Annotated in this window: 17 protein-coding genes; 3 read left to right on the top strand and 14 right to left on the bottom strand. The window is 66.3% G+C overall.

The genetic code is table 11. From position 1 onward, the window contains the following. Window positions 1-11: 11 nt before the first annotated feature. The 7 genes from H556_RS0104190 to cyoA are packed head-to-tail and all read right to left on the bottom strand — an operon-like array spanning window position 12 to window position 6,999. Window positions 12-548 (bottom strand): response regulator transcription factor, encoded by a 537-nt coding sequence (locus H556_RS0104190; RefSeq protein ID WP_024353241.1) that lies wholly within the window; start codon window positions 546-548, stop codon window positions 12-14. 23 nt (window positions 549-571) lie between these two features. Further along, complete coding sequence (locus H556_RS0104195; RefSeq protein WP_024353242.1) at window positions 572-1,915, bottom strand: ATP-binding protein; 1,344 nt, start codon at window positions 1,913-1,915, stop codon at window positions 572-574. Then, the gene (locus H556_RS0104200) at window positions 1,915-2,682 is read right to left on the bottom strand and encodes an SURF1 family protein (RefSeq protein ID WP_024353243.1); all 768 of its coding nucleotides are present in this window, start codon (window positions 2,680-2,682) and stop codon (window positions 1,915-1,917) included. Before H556_RS0104200 ends, H556_RS0104195 begins: the two co-directional genes overlap by 1 nt. A 25-nt stretch (window positions 2,683-2,707) precedes the next feature. Beyond that, window positions 2,708-3,091 carry a cytochrome o ubiquinol oxidase subunit IV gene (gene cyoD / locus H556_RS0104205; RefSeq protein WP_024353244.1) on the bottom strand — a complete coding sequence of 128 codons (384 nt, stop codon included), beginning with the start codon at window positions 3,089-3,091 and terminating at the stop codon, window positions 2,708-2,710. Beyond that, window positions 3,088-3,732, bottom strand: coding sequence for a cytochrome o ubiquinol oxidase subunit III (gene cyoC / locus H556_RS0104210; protein WP_024353245.1), 645 nt, complete (start codon window positions 3,730-3,732; stop codon window positions 3,088-3,090). Before cyoC ends, cyoD begins: the two co-directional genes overlap by 4 nt. Window positions 3,733-3,736: 4 nt before the next feature. Then, window positions 3,737-5,749: a cytochrome o ubiquinol oxidase subunit I gene (cyoB, locus tag H556_RS0104215; RefSeq protein ID WP_024353246.1), complete on the bottom strand. Its 2,013-nt coding sequence runs from the start codon at window positions 5,747-5,749 to the stop codon at window positions 3,737-3,739. A 14-nt stretch (window positions 5,750-5,763) separates the two neighbouring features. Next, window positions 5,764-6,999, bottom strand: a complete 1,236-nt coding sequence (gene cyoA / locus H556_RS0104220; RefSeq protein ID WP_233551966.1) for a ubiquinol oxidase subunit II — start codon at window positions 6,997-6,999, stop codon at window positions 5,764-5,766. Window positions 7,000-7,146: 147 nt separating this feature from the next. Between cyoA and H556_RS0104225 the strand changes: the two genes are divergently transcribed. Both H556_RS0104225 and H556_RS15560 read left to right on the top strand, forming a co-directional pair. Next, window positions 7,147-8,490 carry an MFS transporter gene (locus H556_RS0104225; RefSeq protein WP_024353247.1) on the top strand — a complete coding sequence of 448 codons (1,344 nt, stop codon included), beginning with the start codon at window positions 7,147-7,149 and terminating at the stop codon, window positions 8,488-8,490. A 220-nt stretch (window positions 8,491-8,710) separates the two neighbouring features. Continuing rightward, the gene (locus H556_RS15560; protein WP_024353248.1) at window positions 8,711-9,142 is read left to right on the top strand and encodes a hypothetical protein; all 432 of its coding nucleotides are present in this window, start codon (window positions 8,711-8,713) and stop codon (window positions 9,140-9,142) included. Window positions 9,143-9,215: 73 nt separating this feature from the next. On the opposite strand, the gene H556_RS0104235 is transcribed toward H556_RS15560, so the two are convergent. The 6 genes from H556_RS0104235 to H556_RS0104260 form a co-directional block, all read right to left on the bottom strand. Further along, a complete protein-coding gene (locus H556_RS0104235) occupies window positions 9,216-10,130 on the bottom strand; it encodes a hypothetical protein (protein ID WP_155802402.1) in 915 nt (304 codons plus the stop codon). A gap of 16 nt (window positions 10,131-10,146) precedes the next feature. Then, window positions 10,147-12,585 (bottom strand): fimbria/pilus outer membrane usher protein, encoded by a 2,439-nt coding sequence (locus tag H556_RS0104240; protein ID WP_024353250.1) that lies wholly within the window; start codon window positions 12,583-12,585, stop codon window positions 10,147-10,149. Window positions 12,586-12,656: 71 nt separating this feature from the next. Further along, complete coding sequence (locus H556_RS0104245; RefSeq protein ID WP_024353251.1) at window positions 12,657-13,529, bottom strand: fimbrial biogenesis chaperone; 873 nt, start codon at window positions 13,527-13,529, stop codon at window positions 12,657-12,659. 157 nt (window positions 13,530-13,686) lie between these two features. Then, entirely contained in the window at window positions 13,687-14,331 is a 645-nt protein-coding gene (locus tag H556_RS0104250; protein ID WP_024353252.1) for a hypothetical protein, read from the bottom strand. A 222-nt stretch (window positions 14,332-14,553) separates the two neighbouring features. Beyond that, window positions 14,554-15,093, bottom strand: a complete 540-nt coding sequence (locus H556_RS0104255) for a hypothetical protein (protein WP_155802403.1) — start codon at window positions 15,091-15,093, stop codon at window positions 14,554-14,556. 280 nt (window positions 15,094-15,373) lie between these two features. Then, window positions 15,374-17,548, bottom strand: coding sequence for a malate synthase G (locus H556_RS0104260; RefSeq protein ID WP_024353254.1), 2,175 nt, complete (start codon window positions 17,546-17,548; stop codon window positions 15,374-15,376). Window positions 17,549-17,650: 102 nt separating this feature from the next. Between H556_RS0104260 and H556_RS0104265 the strand changes: the two genes are divergently transcribed. After that, entirely contained in the window at window positions 17,651-18,541 is an 891-nt protein-coding gene (locus H556_RS0104265) for a LysR family transcriptional regulator (RefSeq protein WP_024353255.1), read from the top strand. Here H556_RS0104265 and H556_RS0104270 read toward each other — a convergent pair whose 3' ends face one another. Next, entirely contained in the window at window positions 18,542-21,007 is a 2,466-nt protein-coding gene (locus H556_RS0104270; protein WP_245559410.1) for a S9 family peptidase, read from the bottom strand. It abuts the gene before it with no gap. Window positions 21,008-21,093: the final 86 nt, after the last annotated feature.

Raw genomic sequence — 21,093 nt, forward strand, 5'->3', positions numbered from 1 at the left:
GGAGCCGCTGATTAGCTGACCTGACGCTTCTCCAGCTTCCGCGCCAGGGTGCGGCGGTGCATTCCAAGACGCCGGGCGGCCTCGGAGATGTTGAAGTCGGTCTCGGCCAGAACCTCGTGAATACGCTCCCACTCCAGCGTCTTGATCGAGGTCGGGCGTGCGGTCAGAGGGGCGTCAGGGTCGCCCGCTGCGCGACCGAAGGCGGCCTCGATGTCATCCGTGCCGGCAGGCTTGGCGAGGTAGTGACGGGCACCCAGTTTGATGGCCTCGACCGCCGTGGCGATGCTGGCGAAGCCGGTCAGGACGACGATCACCAGATCGGGGTCGAAGGCGTGCAGCGTCTGTACGCAGGTCAGACCCGAGGCCGTCCCCAGCTTCAGGTCCACCACCGCATAGTCGGGATGGTGCGTCTTCAACAGCTCGACCATCTGGTCATGACTGTGGGCGGCCACCACCTGATAGCCGCGCCGCTCGAACGAGCGCCGCAGGGTGCGGGAGAAGGACTCGTCGTCCTCGACGATCAGAAGCCGGCGGGTTTCGTCCGTCATCTCATGCTCTCTTTCCAGACTGCTTACTTCGGCGCCAGGGCGTCGATGGGCAAGGCCAGTCGCACCACGGCCCCGCCGCCTGTCGCGCCCGGACGGTTGGCGGCGACGACCGTGCCGCCCAGTTTTCGCACCACATTGACCAGCAGGAACAGGCCCAGACCCGCCCCTGCCCGCGCCTTGGTAGACTGATAGGGCTGGCCCAGCTTTTCCAGAATGACGGGCGCGAAACCAGGGCCGTCGTCCTCGAAGGCGATGAACAGGCCGTCGGCGTCGGCCACCGCCCGCATCTCCAGGTTTCGCGCGCCCGCCTCCTGCGCATTGTCCAGCAGGGCGCTGAATACCTGTTTCAGAGCCGGGTCGGCGATGATGGACGGATCGCGCGGCGTCGGGCCGCTGAGGGCGACCTGCATAGCGTCGCCGGGTCGGCTGGCGGACCAGTCATCGATGATCTCGCCGAGGAAGCCGCTGAGGGTGGTGACGGTCGGCGCCTCGCCGCGCGCCTCGCCCGCCGACATCAGGATGTTGGTGACGATGGATTTGCAGCGATCCACCTCGGCCTGCATCTGTTCGATGTCGTGGCGCAGATCCTCGTCGCCGGTCAGGGCGGGCATGCGCCGCCAGTCGCTGAGGATCACGGACAGGGAGGCCAGCGGCGTGCCGAGTTCATGCGCTGCGCCCGAGGCCAGCAGCCCCATGCGCACGATGTGATCCTGTTCCGCCGCCTGCTGCCGGGCCTCGGCCAGATAGGCGTCGCGGGCGCGCACGTTCTGGCTGGTGCGGGTGACGAAGGCCACCAGCAACACGGCGATCAGGATGAAGTTGATCAGGGCGCCCTGCTGGATCAGGCCCAGCCGCGCATCGGCGCCATCCGGCAGATCCAGCGGCTGACGCCACACCGCCAGGAAGGCCAGGCAGGCGCCCGTCGCCAGTACGAAGCCCCAGGCGTAAACCGGCCGCAGCAGCACCGCCGCCAGCACCACCTGCATCAGGTAAAGGGCCGCGAACGGATTGGTCGCCCCGCCGCTGAAGTAGAGCAGCCAGCTCAGCGCCGCCACGTCGACGCACAGGGCCAGCAGGATCTCTGGGTCGGTGACGACCTTGCGCCGCAGGGTGACGGGCGCGCTGACCAGATTCATCACCGCCAGCGCCGTCGGCGCCACCAGCAGAGGCCCCAGCGGGACGCTGATCTTCAGACCCCAGTGGACGATGACGATGGTCGCCACCTGACCGATAACCGCCAGCCACCTCAACTGGATCAGCAACAGCATGTTGCGCCGCCCGGCCGCGCCCGGCGACACCGGGGTCTCGGCGTTGGCGTCCATGCCTAGAACGGTTCGAGCGAAGCGGCCCAGAGTCTGCGTCTGCACTATCGCCCCCCTGCCCTGCGGCGCCGCTCGTCGCGCAGCCACAGAACAGCGCCGCCCGCCGACATCAGCGCCAGACCGAACCAGGTCAGAGCATAGACCAGATGACTGTTGGCGAAGCGCACCACCGTCAGACCGCCGCGCGGCCAACCGCCGGGATTGGGCGTCGAGTCAGCATCTATGAAATAGGGCGCAACCGGGCCGTCCAGCCGCTTGGCCTGCGCGATCGCCGCCACATCGCGCGAGAACCAGCGGTCGCCGACTGGATCATTGTCGCGCAGGAAGCCGCCTTTCGGCTCACTGATCCGCAACAGGCCGGTGACGGAGACCGGGCCGTCGATCTGGCCTGCGGTGCGGGTCTCGGGCGAGGCGCGCTCGGCCGGAACGAAGCCCCGGTTGATCAGGACGGTGAAGCCCCGCGCATCCGCCAGCGGCGTGACGACCCAGAAGCCCGGCCCCAGGTCCGTCACCGCCTTCACCCGCGCCTCGCGGTCATGCAGGAACCGGCCGCTGGCCGTGACGCGGCGATACTGGTCCGCCTCGCGCGTCACGGCGTCGAAGCTTGCAGGCCCCGGCGCCGGGACAGGGTGGGCGTGGATGCGGCTGTCGACCTGGCGGATCAGCTCCTGCTTCCACGCCAGGCGCTGGACCTGCCAGACCCCCAGCGCGGAAAAGCCTGCGAACAGTACGGCGAAGACCGCCAGTCCCGCGACCCATCGACGGCGTGACGCCGGACGAGCGGCGGGTTCAGGGGCCGACGATGACGTCAAGCGGCGTCTCCGCGTGCAAAAGGGCTCAGCCCATCACCTGCATGTCGTGGACGGGCATCATATTGGTGTTCAGGTGATACATGACCCAGACCGAACCGGCGACGGCGATGACCACGATCACCAGGGTGAAGATCAGCGCCAGCATGTTCCACCCGCCCTCGGACCGGTGGTTCATGTGCAGGAAGAAGATCATGTGCACCACGATCTGCACCACGGCGAAGCCGGTGATGATCAACCCTGTCAGCTGCGGCGCCAACACCCCGGCCATGACCAGCCAGAAGGGAATGGCCGTCAGGACGACCGACAGGCCGAAGCCGATCAGATAGCTCCTGTAGGTGCCGTGATCATGATCGTCGCCGTGGTGATCTTCGTGAGTCACGGCGTGCTCGTTGTGGGCTTCGGCGCTCATCGCAGCATCCCGAACAGATAGACGAAGGTGAAGACGCCGATCCAGATGACGTCCAGGAAGTGCCAGAACAGGCTCAGGCACATGAGGCGGCGCTTGTTGGCCTGGATCAGGCCCTTCTGCCCCACCTGGATCATCAGGGTGACCAGCCAGATGCAGCCGAAGGTGACGTGCAGGCCGTGCGTGCCCACCAGGATGAAGAAGGCCGACAGGAAGCCGCTGCGCTGGGGCGTGGCGCCCAGGTGGATCATGTGGGCGAACTCATAGAGCTCGATGCCCAGGAAGCAGAGGCCGAACAGGCCGGTGATCGCCAGCCACGCCTGCGTCTGCGCCACCTTGTTGCGGTACATCGCCAGCATGGCGAAGCCGTAGGTGATCGACGAGAACAGCAGCATGGAGGTGTTCACCGCCACCAGCGGCAGGTCGAACAGGTCCTTGGGCGCCGGGCCCGCCGCATAGTTGCCGCCCAGCACGGCGTAGACGGCGAACAGGATCGCGAAGATGAGGCAGTCGCTCATCAGATACATCCAGAAGCCCAGCATGGTGCTGTGGCCTTCCGAGTGGTGCGGCTCCTCGACCGGGTGGAAGATCGGCCGCCCGGTCTCGTCGACGTAGTCGGGGTTGAGGGTTGATGCGTGGCTCATCGGATCACCCCTGCGTCGCTGCTGCGGCCGCCAGGGCCTGGGTGCGCGCGTCCTCGGTCGCCTGAACCGTCTCGGCCGGAATGTAGTAGTCGCGCCTGTAGTTGAAGGTGTGGAAGATGGCGTAGGCGATCAGGGCGGCGAAGCCCGCCGCCGCCAGCCACCAGATATACCAGATCAGGGCGAAGCCGACGATCAGCGACAGGGCCGACAGGATGAAGCCGGCCCCGGTATTGGCGGGCATGTGGATCGGCTTGAAACCCTCGCTCGGCCGCTGATAGCCGCGCGTCTTCATGTCCCACCAGGCGTCGCTGTCGTGGATGATCGGCGTCTTGGCGAAGTTGTAGTCCGGCGGCGGAGACGAGGTGGCCCACTCCAGCGTGCGGCCCAGCCAGGGGTCGCCGGTCTCGTCGCGCAGCTTGTCGCGATGGATGATGCTGACGGCGAACTGGATCAGCATGGCCAGGATGCCGACGGCGATGACGGCCACGCCCACGCCCGCGATGACGAACCATATCTGATAGGCCGGGTCGTCGAAGACCCGCATCCGCCGCGTCACGCCCATGAAGCCCAGGACGTACAGCGGCATGAAGGCCATCCAGAAGCCGACCACCCAGCACCAGAAGCTGACCAGGCCCCACTTCTTCTCCAGCCGGAAGCCGAAGGCCTTGGGCCACCAGAAGTTGATGGCGGCGAACAGGCCGAACAGCACCCCGCCGATGATGACGTTGTGGAAGTGGGCGATCAGGAACAGGGAGTTGTGCAGCACGAAGTCCGCCGGCGGCACCGCCAGCATGACGCCCGTCATCCCGCCGATCACGAAGGTCAGCATGAAGGCGACCGTCCACATCATCGGCAGTTCGAACCGGATGCGGCCGCGATACATGGTGAACAGCCAGTTGAACAGCTTGGCCCCTGTCGGGATCGAGATGATCATCGTCGTGATCCCGAAGAAGGAGTTCACGGACGCGCCGGAGCCCATGGTGAAGAAGTGGTGCAGCCACACCAGGTAGGACAGGATGGTGATCACCACCGTCGCATAGACCATGGAGGTGTAGCCGAAGAGCTTCTTGCCCGAGAAGGTCGAGGTGACTTCGGAAAACACGCCGAAGAGCGGCAGGATCAGGATGTAGACCTCGGGGTGGCCCCAGATCCAGATCAGGTTCACGTACATCATCGGGTTGCCGCCGAAGTCGTTCGTGAAGAAGTTGGTGCCGATGTAGCGATCCGCCGACAGCAGGACCAGGGTGGCTGTCAGGATCGGGAAGGACGCCACGATCAGGATGTTGGCGCACAGCGAGGTCCAGGTGAAGACCGGCATCTTCATCAGGCCCATGCCCGGCGCGCGCATCTTCACGATGGTCGCGATCAGGTTGATGCCGGACAGGGTGGTCCCTACCCCCGCGATCTGCAGCGCCCAGATGTAGTAGTCGACCCCGACGCCCGGACTGTAGCCGATGCCCGACAGCGGCGGATAGGCCAGCCAGCCCGTGCGCGCGAACTCGCCGATGAACAGCGAGGCCATCACCAGAACGGCCCCCATCGTCGTCATCCAGAAGCTGAAGTTGTTCAGGAAGGGGAAGGAGACGTCCCGCGCCCCGATCTGCAACGGCACCAGATAGTTCATCAGGCCGGTGATCAGGGGCATGGCCACGAAGAAGATCATGATCACGCCGTGGGCGGTGAATATCTGATCATAGTGGTGGGCGTTCAGGTAGCCCTCGGACCCGCCGAAAGCCATGGCCTGCTGCAGACGCATCATGACCGCATCGGCGAAGCCCCGCAGGAACATGATCAGGCCCAGGATCATGTACATGATCCCGATCTTCTTGTGGTCCACCGTCGTGAACCACTCCTTCCAGAGATAACCCCACAGTTTGTAGCGGGTGATCAGGGCCAGCACCCCCAGGCCGCCGATGACGACGACGGCGAAGGTGGCGACCAGGATGGGCTCGTGGAACGGAAGCGACTCCCAGTTCAACCGGCCCAGAAGCGGCGATGTGGAATGTTCAAAGGTCATGATCGTTCAGGCGCTCAGGATTGCGACGCAGCAGGCGCGGAGAAGAGGGAGGCGAAACGCTGGCCCGGTTCGGATCGGCCGGGGCGCTCCAGCCCCTGCCCCATGACGCGGTTCAGCGGCGTGTCGCGAGCCACGTCCTCGCCGAAGGCCTGACGGCGACGGGCCGCCTCTACGGCGGCGGCCTCGGCCTCCAGCGGAGTGCAGATCGTCAGCACATAGGACTCGCCGGCGCCGAAGACGGCGTCGCCGCGACGGGCGTATTTGTCATAGACCAGCGGCAGGGTGTTCTTGACCGCCGTCAGGCCCAGACCGCCCTTGCGGTCGATGTCCATCATCTCGCCCATGCACATCTTGCCCGGCTCGACGCACATGTTGACCACGGCGTCGAACAGGCGGTCGTCGACCGAGGCGTAGTGGATGACGGGGACCTTCTCGCTGGGTTTCTCCAGCTCCAGATAGGTGTCGCGGTCCAGACCCTGACCGGCGGCGCGAACGCCTGCGACCCACTGATCAAAACCCGCTTCATCCAGCCCGTGGAAGGCGAAACGCATGTTGGAGAAGCCGTCGCCGGAATAGTTGGCCGAGAAGCCGACGTATTCGCCCGGACGGTTGATGACGGCGTGCAGCTTCGTCTCCATGCCCGGCATGGCGTAGATCTGACCGGCCAGCGCCGGGATGTAGAAGGAGTTCATCACCCCGGTCGAGGTGATGTGGAAACGGATCGGCCGATCAACCGGGGCGGCCAGCTCGTTCACCGTGGCGATGCCGTATTCGGGGTAGATGAACAGCCACTTCCAGTCCATCGCCACCACTTCGACCTGAAGCGGGCGATGATCCTCGGCGACGGCCTGCCCGGCCGCGACACGGTCCAGCGGCCGATAGGGGTCCAGCAGGTGCGTCCCGGCCCAGGTTATGGCGCCCAGGCAGATGATGATCAGCAGCGGCGCCGCCCAGATCACCAGCTCCAGATGAGTCGAGTGGTCCCAGTCCGGCTCGTAACGGGCTTCCTTGTTCGACTCCCGATATTTCCAGGCGAAGAAGACGGTCAGAATCATGACCGGGATGATGACGATCAGCATCAGCAGCACGGACATGACCAGCAGATCGCGCTGCTGGGCGGCGATGTCGCCGGCGGGCGCCAGCACCACGGCCTGACAGGCGGGCAGCAAGGCCAGAAGGGGCAACAGCAACAGGGGGCGCAGTCGGCGCACGGCGGCTCCAGTCGAGGTTTGAGACAAGGGCTCGGTCATCGTCCAGCCCCCGTAAACCCCACCCCCAGCGTGCGACATTGGACAATCTGCCCTATCCCCTCTGCGATCCGAGGGGAGCAAAGGGACGCTTTAGCCATTCTATGATCGCGGGCGTGTATGCGCCCCGGTGCAGGGAGCCTCATGGTCATGAACGCAGCCAGCGGCGCGCCTTCTTCAGAGCCCCTTGAACGGGACGCCAGCCGGATCAACGCACGAGACGGCAAAATCGACGCGGGCGAAATCGCCATCGGCGTCATCATCGGCCGGACGTCGGAGTTTTTCGACTTCTTCGTCTACGCCATCGCCTCGGTCGTGGTGTTTCCGCAGCTGGTGTTTCCCTATGCGGGCCCACTGGGCGGAACGCTGCTGTCCTTCGCCGTCTTCGCCGTGGCCTTCATCGCCCGGCCGTTCGGCACGGCCCTGTTCATCGCCATCGACCGACGCTTCGGGCGCGGGACCAAGCTGACCATCGCCCTGTTCCTGCTGGGCCTGTCGACCGTCTGCCTGGGCTTCCTGCCGAGCCATGCGCAGGTCGGTCACTGGTCGGCCGCCATGCTGATCGCCCTGCGGATCGGTCAGGGCGTGGCACTGGGCGGCGCCTGGGACGGCATGGCCTCCCTGCTGTCCGTCAGCGCGCCTGAAAAGCGCCGAGGCTGGTATGCGATGGTCCCGCAGTTGGGGGCGCCGATCGGCCTGATCGTGGCCAGCGCCCTGTTCGCCTATTTCCTGAGCAAGCTGTCGGCGGCCGACTTCATGGACTGGGGCTGGCGCTACCCCTTCTTCGTGGCCTTCGCCATCAACGTCGTGGCCCTGTTCGCCCGGTTGCGCATCGTGGTGACGCCGACTTTCCAGGCCGCCTTCGAGACGCTGGAGTTGCACCCCGCGCCTGTGACCAAGGCCGTGCGCGAAGAAGGCGGCGACATCATCATCGGCGCCTTCGCTCCTCTGGCCAGCTTCGCCATGTTCCACATGGTGACGGTGTTCCCGCTATCGTGGGTCTTCCTCTACACCGACGAGGCGCCCAGCCGCTTCCTGATGATCGAGTTGATCGGCGCCGTCTTCGGCCTGTTCGCCATCCTGGCCTCGGGCTGGCTGGCCGATCGCTATGGCCGCCGCGCCCTGCTGGCCGTCACGGCGGCGGGCATCGCCGCCTTCTCGGGCTTCGCGCCCCAGCTTCTGGACGGCGGCCCGGCGGGCGAACTGACCTATATGATCCTGGGCTTCATCCTGCTGGGCCTGTCGTTCGGCCAGGCCTCGGGCGCCATCGCCTCCAGCTTCAGCCTGAAGAACCGCTACACCGCCTCGGCCCTGACCTCGGACCTGGCGTGGCTGTTCGGGGCAGGCTTCGCCCCGCTGGCGGCCCTGGCGCTGTCAGGCAGGTTCGGCCTGGTGGCGGGCGGCGCCTATCTGCTGTCGGGCGCCATCTGCACCCTGCTGGCCCTGTGGCTGAACCGCGAACTGGCCAAAGGCCGCGCGGGCGGCAAGACCTGACAGGTCCTGCCCATGGCGGTCCGCGACGTGGGTCATGGAGCGCCCAGGGTCCTCATGCGTTCCGCTCGGCGTCCCGCCACCTCTCCAACTCCTCCAGGCGGGCCGACAGGGTTAGCGCCGATTCACGATAGGGCTTAAGCTGCCGCTAAGCCTGTCTGATCGCTTGACGTTAAGGACGGTCCCGTATCGTCGCCTTGAAATCAAGGGTGATGAGGACGTCATGACCAAGCTGTTGTCGGCAAAACGCCGTGCGCTTCTGGGGATCGCCGCCGGCCTGGCCGCCGTGAGCGCGCCCCAGGTCGCGGCGGCGGGTCCGACCGCCGGAGGATCGTATCAACTGCGCGCCACCGTGCCGGTCGCCTGTTGGGTGCGCCCTGACACCACTGTCATGGCCGAAGCCGGCCGGGCGGGCTCGGTGATCGAGGCCTGCAACAGCCCCGGCGGCTTCACCGTCTCGGCCCAGTATCGCCCGCTGTCGGACACCGAGACGGTCCGCATCGTCTATGGCGAGCGCACGCTGAACCTGGCCAGGGCCGGCTCGCTGGAGTTGCGCCGCTCAACCATGGCGACGATCCGCACCGTCGCCTATCGCTTCGATGACGTCCAACTGGACGAGCCGCTGATCCTGTCGCTAACGATCCAGCCTATCTGACGCCGCGGACGCCGACCTGAATCAAAAGACCCCGCCGATCGCTCGGCGGGGTCTTTGTCTTGATGTCGTCGCTTCAGATCGCGGCAACGGTGAAAGTCAGGATGTCGCGATATTCCCCCGCGCGCTTGCCCGCCGTCTCGCCGATGGTCAGGGCCAGCGGATAGTCGTCGAACCGCGGCCCGCGCGACGCCACCTCCAGACGACCGCCGCCGCCGAGATCCACAGCCTGCCCCCCCAGGCTGAGGGCGTAGGTGACATACCAGCCACTCGTCCCTTGCCGCAGCTGGCCGCTATTCTGGGAGGTCACGGACACGGCGTAGCCACTGGTGCTCAGCACATAAAGGGTCGTGCGCAGCGAACGGGCGCCCTCCTTCAGTTCGCCCAGATCGATGGTGGCCATGCCGCCGCTGCGGCGGAACTCGCCCTTCAATCCCATGACAGCGACACGCGGAATCTCGACCGTCAGGGCGATAGGCCTTTCAGCCAGCGGCTGGCCGTCCTCGGTCTCCAGATTGACGAAGGCGTGTTGCGTATAGCGGCCGGCGGCGACGATTTCGTGAGCGCCTGTCGCGAGCGAGAAGCGCAGCAGACCACGCTCGCCCGGCGCCAGATCCAGCATCCGTCCGCCCAGGCGGCGCGTGCTCACACCCGCGCGGGGGGTGACGTCCGCCCCCGCCCGTTCCTCGACCAGGACGTAGTCCAGACGTCTCCCGCCATCCACGCGCGCCAGACCGAAGGCTTCGCCGCGCAGATCGACCCGCGTGCGCGCGGCGCACGGCGCATCGCCCTGGTTCACCACCGCCAGATCAAAGGTCTGCTGGGCCGCATCCTGATCGAAAGGATCGTAACGAAGCAGCCATTCGTCCGCCGCCGTCTCGATCGCCAGGCGGCACCCTCCGCCTTGCGAAACCTGGGCGTCGGCCGCGCCCGCGCTCAAGACAAGGGCGGCGGCGGCCGTCATGGCGGACAGGATACCAACACGGGACATTACAGCCTCCTTGGCTTCAGTCTTCAGGCACATCGAGGGGAACGCTGACGACGCGCAGATCAAGCAGGCCTTCATTGTCCGCCGGGACCGTGAATTCAAACTCAGCGGCCGGTTCGGAGAACAGTTCCACCCGATACCTCTTGCCCGGCTCCAGGTTCTGAACGGCGAAGCGCCCCACCGAATTGGTGAAGAAGAGTTCCGGCGCGATGCCCGCATCGTCCAAAGCGCGAATTCGACCCGACAGAAGGGCGGCCGGCTTGTCGTCCCGTCCCGTCAGGCGGCCGACCGCGCTCACGAATTTGGCGCCGCCGACCTCGATCGCATAGCCGCTGCGATAGGCCGGATGCACCCGGCGCACCCCCTCGCCGATGTTGTAGCCGATCGGCGGATCGATCACGTCATAACGGACCGATTGGTTGGCGTAGGAGGTCAACCGATTGAACACGGCGGCGCCCAGGGGGCCGCTGATCGCGGTGCGACGCCCGTCCTGCAGACTGTCTCCGGCGATCACATCGCGATCGCCCAGCGAGGCGTGCGGATAGACAAGGGCGAAGCTGTCGCCGATGTTGCGCCCGACGCCGCCCCTGCCGCCAGCCGTGGCGATCGACGAGCCGATCCGCAGGGTCGAGACCTGGTCGTCCGTGATATTCGAGAAGCTTCGGCCATAGGCCGCGTGCGACAGGCTGGCGTCGAAGCGGTTGCCCACATAGTCGACCTGGCCGGAGAGCGAGCCTGGCCCGTCGTTGTAGGTCGAGGCCAGGGAATAGCCGACCGACCCGGCTTGACCCGACGACATCTGCTGATACCGCACCGATCCGATGTTGCTGGCGGAACTGTATTGCGCCTCCGCCCGACGATCATAGCGGGGCTGCCAGATCAGGGCGAAGGTGACGCCCACGCCCCGGCTGTTCCGCTCGCCCAGCAGATTGCCGTAATCCGCCGCCTCGGCGCCCAGGCGCACCGACCACTGCGGGTTCACTCGATAGGTCGATGACAGGCCGATGCTGTAGGCGTCGTCCACGATGTCGCTGCGCGACACCCGATAGGAGGCGTTGAGGTTGCCGTACCAGTTTTCCGTCAACCGCCGCGAATAACTGCCGCTGAAGGTCCAGGAGGTGGGATTGGCGAACATTCCGCCGATCGTCGCATAGTCTTCGGACACATAGTCGGCGACGAAGTTCCAGCTACTGTAGGATTCGCCTTCGTCGGCGGCGTAATCATAACTCAGCGCATAGGCGTAACCACCGCCCTCCGGGCCGTTGCTGAGCGAGCCATCAACGCCCAGGCGCGCGCCGTTGCGCAGGATGAGCTGGCTCTGGCCGCTCAGCGTCTGGATGTCTTCGGAAAGCTGCATCCCCAAGCCCACAGCCGGCCGGTTGATGAAGGCCTTTCGCCAGAAGCCCGAGAAGGCCAGATGGCCATCCTCATAATCCCGCCCGCCGAAGGCGGTCGCGCTCGTCACCCCCAGATAGGCGCCGTATTCATAATCGCCTGGTTCCAGGTCGATGGCGTCAACATAGGCCCGGTAGGCCAGGCTCTCGACCCGTCCAGACTCGCTCTGGATCTCCAGGCGCACGTCGTTGCTGCCCGTGTCCAGCGGCAGGCCGGAAATGTCGTACTGTCCGGGGTCGAGTCGGAATTCGCGCTGGAAAACGCCGTTGCGCAGCACGCGAATGGTCGCCGCCTCCTGCAACAAGAGCTGGCGCCCGCCGGTCAGGACGTTATTGCGGAAGGTGTCGAAGCGAAGGCGCTGGCGCGACACGCCCACGCCGCCCATTTCCACAAAGCCCTGACGCCCGCGCGTCTCAGGCGTCAGATCGCCCAGATACCATCGCCGGAAAGCTTCCGGCTGGTCATAGACCATGCGGGCGTAACGCCGCGAAACCCGATACTGGCCGTCGAACAGATCCTCGCTGCCCTGAACATCGGCTTCGAAGACCACATTGCCGAAACGCGCCGCCCCATCCAGAAACAGACTCGGAAGCGGCGTCTCGCTCTCGGCATGGCGATAACTCATCACCATGTTGGAGTTGAGATAGGCGCTGAAGCTTTCCGGCGCCTCGGCCGGCGCTTCGGCGCGGCCGGTCTCATAGAGGCTCTCGACCACGCGATTGGCCGGATCGATCCGAACGACCAGCAGAGCCAGTTGGTTTGGATCATATTCCAGCCAGATGCCGGCCTCGGTCAGCCCGCCCGCCTCGAATGTCGGCTTGCCTTCCAGCGTCCGCGCCAGCGCCGCCTCCGCCTCGGGCGTCAGCAGGGGTTTGACGAAGCGAAGAAAGTCGCCGCTGTCGACCAGGAAACGATCGTCCCGCGTCAGCAGAACGGCCACCTCGCCCAGGATGCGGTTGTTGAACTGCAGCGGCGCAGTGATGTTGATGTCCCGACCGTAGGGATTGAGCCGCGGCCGATCCTTCGTCGCGACAGCCGGCTGCTCTATATCGCCGACGGGCAATACCTGAGCGACGCTGTTTCCCCCTGGACTGGCGACGAAAAGGAACGTCGCCAGTCCGACCCCCCCTTTCTTCATCGCGCGAACCTGATGGTGACGGGTTTGGCGGGGTCCAGTGGCACGGAGGTCGGGACCATGAAGGTGCGCTGGCCGCCGGCGGCCGCGACATAGCCGACGCCGATCAGGCGTGAAATCTCGCCGCCGTCATAGCGATGGCTGAAGGGCTGACCGTCCAGGCCCGTGCCTTCCATGATCCAGGTCGCGCCGCTCATCAGAGCGTAGCGTTTGCCGCGATTGTTCACCACGACCCGCACGCCCGGCTGCTCCGCCGGGGTTGCGCTTTCCGTCGGAGCGGTCGCCGGTTCCGCGCCCTCAGGCGCCTGCGGGACATCCAGATCGGGCTCCGGCGCGGGAATGACGATCGGCTCGGCCGAGACGACATGGACATCGGGTTCAGCGCCGGGAGGCGCCACCACCAGCAACGCCTTCATGGTGTAGAGTACCGTGACGGCCAGGCTGGGCGTGTCCGCCTCGCCTGCCTCGACGTCCGTGGACACGGGGAGTTGGCGCACTGTCAGATAATAGGCGCGCGAGGTGTCGATGTTCGGCTCGCCCACCCATTGGACCCGCACCACCTGGCGGCCGCCCACCGGGACCAGTCCCTGCGGCGGAAACACCAGGAAATCCTCGTCAGCGGGGGTCTCCACCAGGGAGCCGTCGTCCATGAAGTCGATACGGGTGATCGTCGCCTCGAACGGCATGGCAGCCGATCCAGCGTTGCCCACCTCGATACGGGCGACCGAGCCGGCGCCCGAAGTCGTCAGTTCCGCCACCATGGGCGATACGCGCATCGCCCAGGCGACGGGCGTCAGAACGAGAGCCGCCACAAAAACAAGGGCCGCAGCCTTCCAGCGCGCGCCAAAACGTAACGCCTTCATTATGGACATGCCCCTTCCGCTTCCCACACCAAGATACTCGAAACATTTTAACGAAAGCCTTGGCGGCGGCGTCCAAGGCCCGCGCCCGCTCCGAGGCTGAATTCGAAGCTGAAACCAGAACGGGGGGAGTTCGCACTCCCCCCGCGCCGATCTACTCAGAGACGGCTTAGATGACGGCGAGCGTCAGCGTCAGCGTGTCCTGATAGGCGCCGGCGACCACGGCCTTAGCCGGGGCCGGGATGTTGACCGTCACGGTCAGGTTCGAGCGCCAGGCGCCGTGCGTCGCAACGCCCGCAACGCCGGTGTTGGAGTTCGAGGCCACGTGATAGCCGGTCGTACCCGGACCGACGTCCGTCTGGCCGCCGGCCGTGTAGTAGGCGTGGGCGCTGTACGGCAGGTTGGCTTGGAAGACGTTGTCGTCGTAGCCGCCCGCAGCGTTGTTCTTCAGACCATCGACGCCGCCCGTCTTGGTCAGGGTGACCGTGTTGGCGGTGTTGCAGCCAGCCAGGTTGGTGCGGACTTCGCCCCAGGTGTGGCCGGCGATGCGGAAGGCGTTCTCAACGCCGGCGCTGCCGTCGGCGTAGATGCCGATTTCACCGAAATCCAGGCTGTTGGTGTCAGCGATGCCCAGGACGCAATCCTTGGCCACCGAAGCCGTGACCGAGAAGGAGGCGCCGGCGTTGCCGACATCGCCGACGTTGGTCGGCTTGCCTGCGATCAGCGACTGGGTCGAGACGGCGGTTTGAGCCGAGGCGGTGCCGGCGGTCAGAGCGACGGCGGCGACGCCCGCGATAAGGGAAGCGATCTTCATTGGAAGTCTCCAAACGGTTTCAAGAGTGATTACTCAAAGAACAGAGCAATACCTCTGCTCTAGAACGTCGTTATGACATGAAGAAGTCAATAGTCAATAAGTTTTTTACAATAAATTTACGATCAATACTAAAATTTGCGAAGGAATTGCAATATTAGGACTAAATATTAGCCGTATAGAAAAGATATATTGTTTCTATATAGAAGTAATATGAGTTAATTGCTAAACTCTCGGACTTATCGTCATGGTCAGGGTTTCTCTATACCGGCCAGCCAGCAGGCCAGCGCCCGAAGGCGCTCGAGTTCGAAGCTCCAACCACCCCCGCCCGGAAGCGATGCCGTCGCCGCTGCTCAGCACAGCGTGCGCCATCATGTCCGGCGAAAAAAACCGTCCTTCGACAACGACCTCGCGTTCGGGATGGCGGGTCGGCACCGTCACCTTGAGGTCATAGGGAAGCATGCCCGCGAACGGCCCCTCTCCTTGGGGCTGGCTGGCGTGAGCCAGACCGCCTCGCGCCGAAGAGACATTGATGTCGAACGGCACGTTGCAATCCAGACCGAACCCTGCAGCCGCCACCAGACCGCCCCTCAGTTCGCCCAGGTCGATGCTCTCGCCGCCCTGAATCTCGCACCGCTGGACGATGCGGCCCTTGAGGGCGACCTCCAGTTGCGCGCCGATGTCTACAATGTTGCCCGCGCTCATCGGTTCGGCTTCGGCCGAGGACGCAACCGCCACGACCATAGCGCCGGCCGCCGCAAGCACCGTGGCCCGCCGTGGCGCGCGCGCACGCCCTGATGTCGTCAAGAACCCGCCCACCTGATCGCTCCCCAGCCGCATTGAGCGGCGCCCTCTCCCACCGAAAGAGCTTCTGCGGTCAACGTTCCAAGAGCCATGCCATCCCATTTTGGGACATCTTGCGCGCAGGAGGCGAAAAACACCCCTCGGCAAAAGGTTAAAGAAACGTAAACACCAACAGCGTCTTTAAGGCGGCGCTTGCGATCAGGCAAGAAATTGTTTCATTTTGGGATTGCGGCGATCCCTTTCAGCCCGCCTTAGCCTTCCGGCGCCAGTGAGTCAGCAGGTGCTCGGTATAGCCATTCGGCTGTTCCCTGCCCTTGAACACCAGATCACACGCCGCCTGCCACGCCGGGCCGTCATAGGCAGGAGCGAGCGGGCGATAGGCTGGGTCGCCCGCATTCTGGCGATCCACCACCACGGCCATGCGCTTCAGCGCCTCTAAGACCTCGTCCTCGGTCGTGACGCCATGGCGCAGCCAGTTGGCCAGATGCTGGCTGGAGATGCGCAGAGTCGCCCGGTCCTCCATCAGGCCCACGTCGTGGATGTCCGGCACCTTGGAGCAGCCGACGCCCTGATCCACCCAACGCACGACGTAGCCGAGGATGCCCTGGGCGTTGTTGTCCAGCTCCTGCCGGATTTCATCACCGCCCGGCGTTCCGGTCGCGAACGGTGGCGTCAGCAGCGGCGTCAGTCCGGTCGGTGCGCGCGTCGCGATCTCGGCCTGACGCGACCAGACGTCGACCTCGTGATAGTGCAGGGCGTGAAGGGTCGCCGCCGTCGGCGAGGGAACCCACGCCGTCGAGGCGCCTGCGCGCGGATGGCCCGCCTTGGCCGCCAGCATGTCGCCCATGCGGTCCGGCGCGGCCCACATCCCCTTGCCGATCTGCGCCCGCCCCGACAGACCCGCCTTCAGGCCGATGTCGACGTTGCGGTCCTCATAGGCCTTGATCCAGCCGGTCTCGCGCACCGCCTCCTTGCGGACGACGGGGCCGCCTTCCATCACCGTGTGGATCTCGTCGCCCGTGCGATCCAGGAAGCCGGTGTTGATGAAGACCACCCTGCCCTTCGCCGCCGCGATGCAGTTCATCAGGTTGACGCTGGTGCGACGCTCCTCGTCCATGATGCCCATCTTCAGCGTCAGGGCGGGCAGGCCCAGCATGGTCTCGACCGCGCCGAACAGGTCGTCGGTGAAGGCTACCTCGTCCGAACCGTGCATCTTGGGCCGCACCACATAGACCGATCCCGCTGGGCTGTTACGCGCCTCGGCCGGGCGGCGCAGGTCGTGCAGGCCGATCAGGCCGGTCATGGCGATATCCAGCAGATGCTCGGGCGTCTCGCGCCCGTGGGCGTCCAGCACGGCGTCGGTCGTCAGGTGCAGACCGACATTGCGCACCAGCATCAGGCTGCGCCCCTTCAGCGCCAGCTTCGATCCGTCCGGCGCCGTATAGAGGCGGTCCGGGTTCAGGCGCCGCTCGACCGTGCGGCCGTCTTTCTGGAAATCGGCCTGAAGATCGCCGCGCATCAGGCCCAGCCAGTTGGCGTAGACAAGCCGCTTGTCCGCCGCATCGACGGCGGCGACGCTGTCCTCGGCGTCTGCGATGGCCGACAGGGCCGCCTCGACCACAACATCGGCGACGCCCGCCGGGTCGTCACGGCCGATGGGGTGCGCGCGGTCGATGACGATCTCCAGATGCAAGCCGTTGTGGCGCAGCAGGACGCCCGACGGCGCATCGGCCTTGCCGGAATGGCCCGCGAACACATCCGCGCCCGCCAACCCCGTCTCCAACCCGCCGTCCAGCGTCACGATCAACCGGCCGTGCTCGACCCGATAGGCCGTCGCCTGAGCGTGCGATCCGGTCGCCAGCGGCGCCGCCTGATCCAGAAAGGCGCGGGCGCGGGCGATGACGCGCGCGCCGCGCTCGACGTCATAGCCGCCCGCCTTCGGCGCCTCGCCCAGCGCATCGGTGCCGTAAAGCGCGTCGTACAGGCTGCCCCAGCGCGCATTGGCCGCGTTCAGCAGATAGCGGGCGTTGGTCAGCGGCACGACCAACTGCGGCCCGGCCATGGAGGCGATCTCGGGATCGACGTTCGCCGTCTCGGCCTGCACGCCGTCGCGCTCTGGCTCGATATATCCGATCTCGCGCAAGTAAGCCTGATAGGCCGCCTGATCCGGCTGGCCCGGATAGGCGCGGTGCCAGTCGTCCAGCCTGTGCTGAAGCTGGTCGCGGCGCTCCAGCAGGTCGCGGTTGCGGCGGCCGAAGCGGGCCAGCAGCCCCTCGACCCCGGCCCAGAAGGCGGCGGCGCTCACACCCGTATCCGGCGACGCCTGATCGCGCACGAAGGCGTCCAGTTCGGCGGCGACCTTCAGGCTGCCGTGGCGGGCATAGGCGTCGGCGGGGGTCTTGGGGGCGTCGAACATGGCAGTCTCCTTCAGCCTGAAGACTACGCCCTAATGGCCGCCGCTATCCACGGCGAAGAAAGCTGCTTATCTTTGCAAAATCTGCAATGATGAGAGCCCGCCATGCTGGCCGAGTATGAAATCTTCGTCCGGGCGCTGGAGGAAGGCAGCCTGTCCGCCGCTGCGCGGCGGCTGGACCTTTCGCCCGCCGTGGCCTCGCGAAGGCTGGCGCGGCTGGAGGACCGGCTGGGCGTGCGGCTGATCGAGCGCACCTCGCGCCGTCTGGCCCCGACGGAGGCCGGGCGGCTGGTCTATGACCGCGCGGCGCAGCTGCTGGAAGGGGTCGAGGATCTGGAGGCCGTGGTGTCGCGCCGCACGACGCAGGCGCGCGGCCTGCTACGCGTCTCGGCGCCGACCTCGTTCGGGCGGCGACGGCTGGCGCCGCTGCTGCAGCCGTTTCTGGAGGCGCAGCCGCGCCTGACGCTGGAACTGAGTCTGACCGACGCCTTCGTCGACCTGATGGCCGAGGACGTGGACGTGGCGGTGCGGATCGGCGGCTATGAGGCGGACAACCCGCTGATGCACCGACTGGCGCCGAACCGGCGCGTGCTGTGCGCCTCGCCCGCCTATCTGGCCGAGCACGGCGCGCCCGAGAGCCTGGAAGACCTGCGCCGTCACGCCCAACTGGCCGCCGAAAATCAATCGACCTGGCGGCTGGAGGGTCCGGAAGGCCCCGTCGTCTTCCGCGCCCGCAGCCGGGTGCGGACCAACTCAAGCGAAGTGGCGCGCGAACTGGCTCTGGCGGGCGTCGGCGTCGCCCTGCGCTCGACGTGGGACATCGGCGACGAACTGCGCGACGGGCGACTGAAGGTGGTGCTGCCGCAGTATGCGGGATCGTCGGACGTAGCCATCTTCGCCCTGACGGCCGGGCGGGCGCGGGCTGAAACCCGCGTCCGCGCCTTCATCGACTTCCTGTCCGGTCTCTATGGCGAGACGCCGGAGTGGGATCGCTGATCACTCCTGTCCGGTCGTCGCCGCCGGCTTCATCCAGCGATCCAGCCAGGCGCCCATCTCATACAGGGTATGACCGACGGACTCCCGCGCGCGGTAGCCATGCGCCTCCAGCGGCAGAACGACGTAGCGCGCCGTGGCGCCATTGCCTTTCAGCGCCGCATAGAAGCGTTCGGTCTGCACCGGGAAGGTGCCCGAATTGTCATCCTCTTCGCCGTGGATCAGCAGGATCGGCTCGTTGATCTTGTTGGCGTAGGTGAAGGGCGACATGGCGTTGTAGGTGTCGGTCGCCTCCCAATAGGACCGCTGTTCCGCCTGGAAGCCGAACGGCGTCAGCGTTCGGTTATAGGCGCCCGAGCGGGCGATGCCGGTCTTGAACAGGTCGGTGTGCGCCAGCAGGTTGGCCGTCATGAACGCGCCGTAGGAGTGGCCGCCGACGGCGATACGGTCGCGATCCGCCACGCCCAGAGCCACCACGGCGTCGACCGCCGCCTTGGCGCTGGCGGACAGTTGCTCGATGTAGGTGTCGTTCGGCTCGGCCCCGTCGCGGCCGATGATCGGCATCGTCGGGTTGTCCAGGATGGCGTAGCCTTGCGTCAGCAGGAACAGGTGGCTGGAGCCGCCCGGCCGCACGAAGCGGTTGTCGGTGTCGACGACCTGACCGGCAACGGCGGCGTCGGTGAACTCGGCCGGATAGGCCCACATCAACAGCGGCAGCGGGCCGTCGCGGTCCTTGTCGTAACCGGCGGGCAGATACAGCGTCCCCGACAGTTCGACCCCGTCGTCGCGGGTGTAGGTGATCAGCTCGCGGCTGACCCCGGCCAGTTGCGGCGCCGGGTCCGGGAAGTGCGTCAGTTGGGTGACGCCCCCGTCCAGATCGCGCACGCGCAGGTTGGCCGGGTCGGTGCGGCTTTCGCGATAGGTGACCAGCTTGCGGCCGTTCTCGTCCAGCACGCCGACGACGGTTTCGTATTCGCCCTGGGACGAGCGCCACAGACGTTCGGACGCGCCGGTCTTGAGATCCATCAGGTCGAGGAAGGGATATTGCCCCTCGCGCGTCGCCCCGCCGCCCTCCACGAAGACCTTGGAGCCGTCGGCGTTGAAGCGCATGACCGAGCGGCCGCGCGCGTTCGGCTCGGTCATCACCGAGCCCGGATCATTGTAGCGGTCCTGATAGTTGCGATCGACCAGGACGCGGCCCGCGCCGGGATTGGATGGATCGACCAGGGTGCGGGTCTCATGCCGAGTGTTGAACCAGCGGCTGTTGACGATGGCCACGTCGTCGCGGCCCCAGATGGTCCCGGCGTAGCGTTCCTTGAGGTCAAGCAGCACCTGCGGCCGGTCGTTGAACGGCGCGCGCAGCATGAAGACGCGGTCACGCACCTCGGCGGCGTTGCGCGGATCGCCGCCGTCCTGAGCCTCGGTCCAGACCAGGGTGGCGTCGGCGTCCGCGCGCCACTGCACCGAGCGCGGCCCCGGCGCCACGGCGTCGAACGGCGTCGGCACATTATCCCGCAGCGGCAGGTCGGCGACGCGGTGCGCCTCGCGGCCGTTCAGGTCGGTGACGATGACGTCGGACGGAAACAGGCTGGCCGGCACGACATAGGAATAAGGCTTCTTCACCCGCGTCTGCAGGATGTAGCGGCCGTCCGGCGAGGTCGACAGACCCAGGATGACGCCCGGCTGCCCCACAGTGCGAGCGCGGCCGTTCAGCGACACCGCCGTCGGCTGGCTGGTGAAGTAATAGTCGAACAGGGCCTCGTCGCCCGCATTGGACAACAGGTCCTGATAGGTGCGCACGGGAGCGGCGCGGCCGCCCGTCTCGGTGATGATCGGACCCTCGGGCGGATGATCCACGTTCGGGGCTACGCCCCGCCCGGCCGGAACCGCCAGAACCAGCAGGCCAGAGGAATCCGGCAGCCAGGAGAAGCCCGAACCCGAGGCAGCGTTGACCATCGGCCCGTTCAGCTTGCGCGCCTTGGCCTGAGCGACATCGGCGACCCACAGCTCCAGCCCGTTCGGGACATTGACCAGGAAGGCGACCGTCCTGCCGTCCGGCGCCCAGCTGGTGTTCGTCAGGCGCGCATTGACGGGCAGGCCCGTGACCGGCCGCGCGGCGCCGCCGTCGATCGACTGGAAGCTGAGCCCGGTCAGCCAGGAGACGCGGCTGTTGGCCGGGCCGTTGTTGCGCGGGTTGATGCGGTATCCGGCCAAGCGAAGCATCGGCTCGGACAATTCGGCGATGCTGGGCAGGTTGGAGCGGTCGGTCAGCAGCAGGGTCTTGCGATCCGGGCTGACACTGACGCCGGGGTTAGGCTTGGCGTCGAGGATTTGTGCGATCGGCGCGGGCGGCTGCTGATAGGTCGCCGCCGCCTCCTGGGCGACCGCTGCGACCGGCAGCGTCAGGGCCGGAACGGCCGCAGCCAGAACCAGAGCGGGCAATGCGGCCCGCATCAGTCGATTGCGCATGGAGTTTCCCCACTGAGATTAAGTCTTCTGTGAGCCTAGGTGTGTCGCCCCCGGGCCGCGCGGTCAACCGCCGAGCCTTTCGACGC

It is taken from the genome of Brevundimonas naejangsanensis DSM 23858 (assembly GCF_000421705.1).
In the GTDB taxonomy this organism is placed as follows: domain Bacteria; phylum Pseudomonadota; class Alphaproteobacteria; order Caulobacterales; family Caulobacteraceae; genus Brevundimonas; species Brevundimonas naejangsanensis.

Excerpts from the sequence above, each read along its gene's own strand:
- cyoB (WP_024353246.1), bottom strand. The coding sequence starts at position 5,749 with ATGACCTTTGAACATTCCACATCGCCGCTTCTGGGCCGGTTGAACTGG.
- H556_RS0104235 (WP_155802402.1), bottom strand. The coding sequence starts at position 10,130 with ATGTCCCGTGTTGGTATCCTGTCCGCCATGACGGCCGCCGCCGCCCTT.
- H556_RS0104260 (WP_024353254.1), bottom strand. The coding sequence starts at position 17,548 with ATGTTCGACGCCCCCAAGACCCCCGCCGACGCCTATGCCCGCCACGGC.
- H556_RS15560 (WP_024353248.1), top strand. The coding sequence starts at position 8,711 with ATGACCAAGCTGTTGTCGGCAAAACGCCGTGCGCTTCTGGGGATCGCC.
- H556_RS0104225 (WP_024353247.1), top strand. The coding sequence starts at position 7,147 with ATGAACGCAGCCAGCGGCGCGCCTTCTTCAGAGCCCCTTGAACGGGAC.
- H556_RS0104245 (WP_024353251.1), bottom strand. The coding sequence starts at position 13,529 with ATGTCCATAATGAAGGCGTTACGTTTTGGCGCGCGCTGGAAGGCTGCG.
- cyoD (WP_024353244.1), bottom strand. The coding sequence starts at position 3,091 with ATGAGCGCCGAAGCCCACAACGAGCACGCCGTGACTCACGAAGATCAC.
- cyoA (WP_233551966.1), bottom strand. The coding sequence starts at position 6,999 with ATGACCGAGCCCTTGTCTCAAACCTCGACTGGAGCCGCCGTGCGCCGA.
- H556_RS0104190 (WP_024353241.1), bottom strand. The coding sequence starts at position 548 with ATGACGGACGAAACCCGCCGGCTTCTGATCGTCGAGGACGACGAGTCC.
- H556_RS0104270 (WP_245559410.1), bottom strand. The coding sequence starts at position 21,007 with ATGCGCAATCGACTGATGCGGGCCGCATTGCCCGCTCTGGTTCTGGCT.
- cyoC (WP_024353245.1), bottom strand. The coding sequence starts at position 3,732 with ATGAGCCACGCATCAACCCTCAACCCCGACTACGTCGACGAGACCGGG.
- H556_RS0104265 (WP_024353255.1), top strand. The coding sequence starts at position 17,651 with ATGCTGGCCGAGTATGAAATCTTCGTCCGGGCGCTGGAGGAAGGCAGC.
- H556_RS0104250 (WP_024353252.1), bottom strand. The coding sequence starts at position 14,331 with ATGAAGATCGCTTCCCTTATCGCGGGCGTCGCCGCCGTCGCTCTGACC.